Source organism: Flavobacterium pokkalii (assembly GCF_014596575.1).
GTDB lineage: Bacteria > Bacteroidota > Bacteroidia > Flavobacteriales > Flavobacteriaceae > Flavobacterium > Flavobacterium pokkalii.
The window spans coordinates 1-3,365 of the sequence record NZ_NASZ01000040.1 but is presented as its reverse complement, the minus strand read 5'-3'; the positions used below and the strand labels follow the sequence as shown (position 1 = coordinate 3,365).

4 protein-coding genes are annotated in these 3,365 nt (G+C 31.7%); all 4 read left to right on the top strand.

Going from position 1 to position 3,365, the window contains the following annotated elements; genetic code table 11:
* Positions 1-1,420 (top strand): hypothetical protein (locus tag B6A10_RS16085; RefSeq protein WP_188221682.1); only part of this gene is annotated, 1,420 nt, incomplete at its 5' end.
* Positions 1,421-1,431: 11 nt separating this feature from the next.
* The gene (locus B6A10_RS16080) at positions 1,432-2,043 is read left to right on the top strand and encodes a DUF6705 family protein (protein WP_188221681.1); all 612 of its coding nucleotides are present in this window, start codon (positions 1,432-1,434) and stop codon (positions 2,041-2,043) included.
* Positions 2,044-2,257: 214 nt separating this feature from the next.
* On the top strand, positions 2,258-2,500 hold the full coding sequence (locus tag B6A10_RS16075) for a hypothetical protein (protein ID WP_188221680.1): 243 nt from the start codon (positions 2,258-2,260) through the stop codon (positions 2,498-2,500).
* 11 nt (positions 2,501-2,511) lie between these two features.
* Positions 2,512-3,039, top strand: coding sequence for a hypothetical protein (locus tag B6A10_RS16070; protein WP_188221679.1), 528 nt, complete (start codon positions 2,512-2,514; stop codon positions 3,037-3,039).
* Positions 3,040-3,365 lie beyond the last annotated feature (326 nt).

The following is a 3,365-nucleotide window of genomic DNA, read 5'->3' as shown; positions in this document are numbered from 1 at the left end:
TTATTGCGAAGAAGAATCAGATTGCAATGGCGACCCAGGAGGCTATGCCTACGAATCCTATTGCGGTTGTATAGGAGGTAATACAGGTATTGATGAATGTGAAGAAGAGGAAGAAACACCGCCTGAAGATGAAAATCCCGAAGAAGAAAATTCATGCCCCAATATCTGTGATTTAGGATATATACAAATGGCTGACTGTTCTTGTATAAAAATAATTGATGATGATTGTAAAGAAAGAAAAAAGAGTACTTATGTGCCTAGTAACACTATAAATTATCAAATAGGAGATTTGATTACCTTTAATGGTCCATTTTATTTTTCAGATATAAAAGATGTACCTAAAAATCTTTATACTAAAATGGGTACTACTACTGCCAATTTAGTAAACAATATAGAAATCATGCAACATGGAAATTATTTTGAAATCAAATCATTAAGTTATACATGGACGGGTATATCAACCAAATTTAATGGTGGTTACCTTGGAGGCTTTAAAGATAAAGTGTGTTCTGGTCAAACTTCAACAACACCTTCAGAGTTTCCTATAAATACAGAGACTGATTATTATGAAAATACTGGTGTTTTTGATAATATTCCTGATGACGATACTGGTCAAACACAGGAAGAAAACCCTAATACTCCTCCAAATGATTGTACGCAAACCTGTACAACCACAAAATTGACAACCAGTAAAATAGTTAGCACAAAAGGGGAACAAAAAATATGTTCTTGTGAGGAGGTGCCGAAAGATCCTTGTGACGACATTAAAAAATTATTAAATTTCTCTTCAGACAACTCCACAAACAACTTAAAATCAAATATAAATTTATTAAAAGATTCAGTAAATGCTAGTGTAAACATACAGGAAAAAGGATTCGAAATCACCAAAAGACTAAATGCTGACGATACATATCGATACGAATTTATTCCTAGTCCTCTAGGTTCAGAATTTGAAATAAAAGTAAATACAGGTTCGTATCATGTTGGAGTATTTCACTCACATCCTTCAACTGGGGTTCCTATGTTTTCTTTTCAAGACCTTAAAACCTTAATTGATATTTATGACGATGCTTCTGATTCAAGAAAAGCTGAAGTATTTATAGGTTTAGTAGCTAAAGACCCTGATGGAAACGTAAATGTGTATATGCTAAAAATTGACAACATCGACGATCTAAGAACTGCTGTAAATGATATTTGGGATAATCCTGGATATGCAAACTTGGCTGACGAAGATAGAATTAAAGCAATCCATAAAAATCAAAATGAAACATTTGATAACAGTTCTGGGCAAATAGAAAAAAGTTTTTTAGAACAATTTCCTTCTGCTGGAGTTTCTATATACAAAGCCGATAATTCTTTAAATAGTTTTAGTAAGCTTACTCTAGAAAATAATGAGGTAAAACCCAATCCTTGTAACTAAAAAATAAAATCATGAAAAAATATATTTATTCAACTCTACTAATTGTTATATCAGTAGCTTGTAAAGCACAAACCCCTGTTTTTAACATTGGAACACCTAATTTTCCACCGACACACCCTAAAGATTCTTATTATAAAGATATAAATGGAAATTTAGATGGCTATGATGGAACTTATGTTTATACCAATGGTAATACCTCTTTGACAATCATCCTAAAGAAAAAATTATTATCCTATACTGGTTACTATTATGAAGACCTTGTTATTGGAGAATATCAGTTTATTAAAGAAGGGGTAGAAATAAATAATACACTTGCAAATATTAATGTAAATTATAATAATGAATCTACAAATCATGTTATAACTGGTAACTTTATACTTACAGGTACGAAATGGGGTTGTCCAGATTGCGCTCCTACAGAAAAGCGTTTAAGACTTAGTTTTATTGATAAAATATCTCATACAAAAGCTGGACTAGATATTAGAAAAACCACTTTAAACGGTGTACCTGCTATTAAAGTACACATTTTTAGCACTGGAGACATTCGTGTTGTAAAGGATAATGAACCTACCCCAGCACCACCTACCATTCAATTAGGAGAATATCTAATGATTAAACAGTAAGTACAACTAGTGACAATAAGCTGTTAGAGTAAATGCTAACAGCCTATTTTTCTTGAAGACCTAAAATAAAATTGGTATTTTATTTTATAAAGCCTCCTATTCAAGAAAAGCTGAAGTATTTATAGGTTAGTAGCTAAAGAACCGATGCCGAATATTTTAGTAAAGCAGGTTCTGAGGAGGAGCTACTATAAAATATAATGGAGGTACCTATTCGATGGTTGATATTAATAATTCCAATTATAATCAAACTATTGCATTACACGAATTTTTTGGACACGGAAGACCACTTTCTATACAAAGTCCTGGCAATGTTCACGATCCAGGCGATGCTATTCGTTTTGAAAATTTAGTGTGGCGATTAATTGGGGAGCCAAACAAACAAAACGATGGTCGTTATCACGATGATAATAATGGAGTCCCCATGACAGATTATACAAGTTTACCAACATTTAGATAAAAACGAATAAAATGAAAAAAATAATTATACTATTGATGAGCTTGACCACAACTGTGTTTTATGCTCAAAGTACCGAAGATATTGAATTAGCTAATCGTATTAATAATCTTGTTTTGACCAACATATCTAATTTAGCAGGTAAAGATTATATGATTTTTGAAACAGGTCCTATATTTACAACTGTTATAGGTAAGATAAACAATACATACGAATATTATCTTATTAACATAGATGGTGCTGGCGGACAAGTAGAAATTAAAACATCTAAAACAATTAATCCAAATCCTGTTTTGGATAAAATATTTTCAAATTTCTCACCAAAACCAAATGTAAAAAGATATGTAAGTGAATATGGCTATAATGTACTTAAAACTCACATACTATTTAAAACTTATTTCGGATTATATAAAAATGGAATTAGAACATTTGATACATGTTTACCCGCGGTACTTGATGATAATAGAATAGAAAGTCCTATCGATGATGAAACATTAACTTTTCTTTATCATTATTTAGTTGTTCATCCAGATCAATTGTAAATACCCAGCTAATCGAAGTGTTCTTTAATAACTAAACGTTGATAAAAGCAGAGTGTTGTTGCGAACGTCTCTGACTTCGCACCAACAACAGTGAGCAAGAATTACAAATCAAGAAACTACAACCTTAAAAAGTTGTAGTTTTTTATTACAAAAATTATTATATATTCGTACTTACGTTCTTATGTATGTTGTGCGGACAGTTGGGGTATGCTATGGATCCTTATGGATTAGAAGAAGTTGTGGTTTATGGATATTGCCACCCCTTAAGTGAGGACTATGATTCTTGTGAATGTGATGGAATTGATTGTCCTGACGATTTTTTTGAC

Coding starts and splice junctions, on each gene's coding strand:
- B6A10_RS16070 (WP_188221679.1), top strand. CDS start 2,512: ATGAAAAAAATAATTATACTATTGATGAGCTTGACCACAACTGTGTTT.
- B6A10_RS16080 (WP_188221681.1), top strand. CDS start 1,432: ATGAAAAAATATATTTATTCAACTCTACTAATTGTTATATCAGTAGCT.
- B6A10_RS16075 (WP_188221680.1), top strand. CDS start 2,258: ATGGTTGATATTAATAATTCCAATTATAATCAAACTATTGCATTACAC.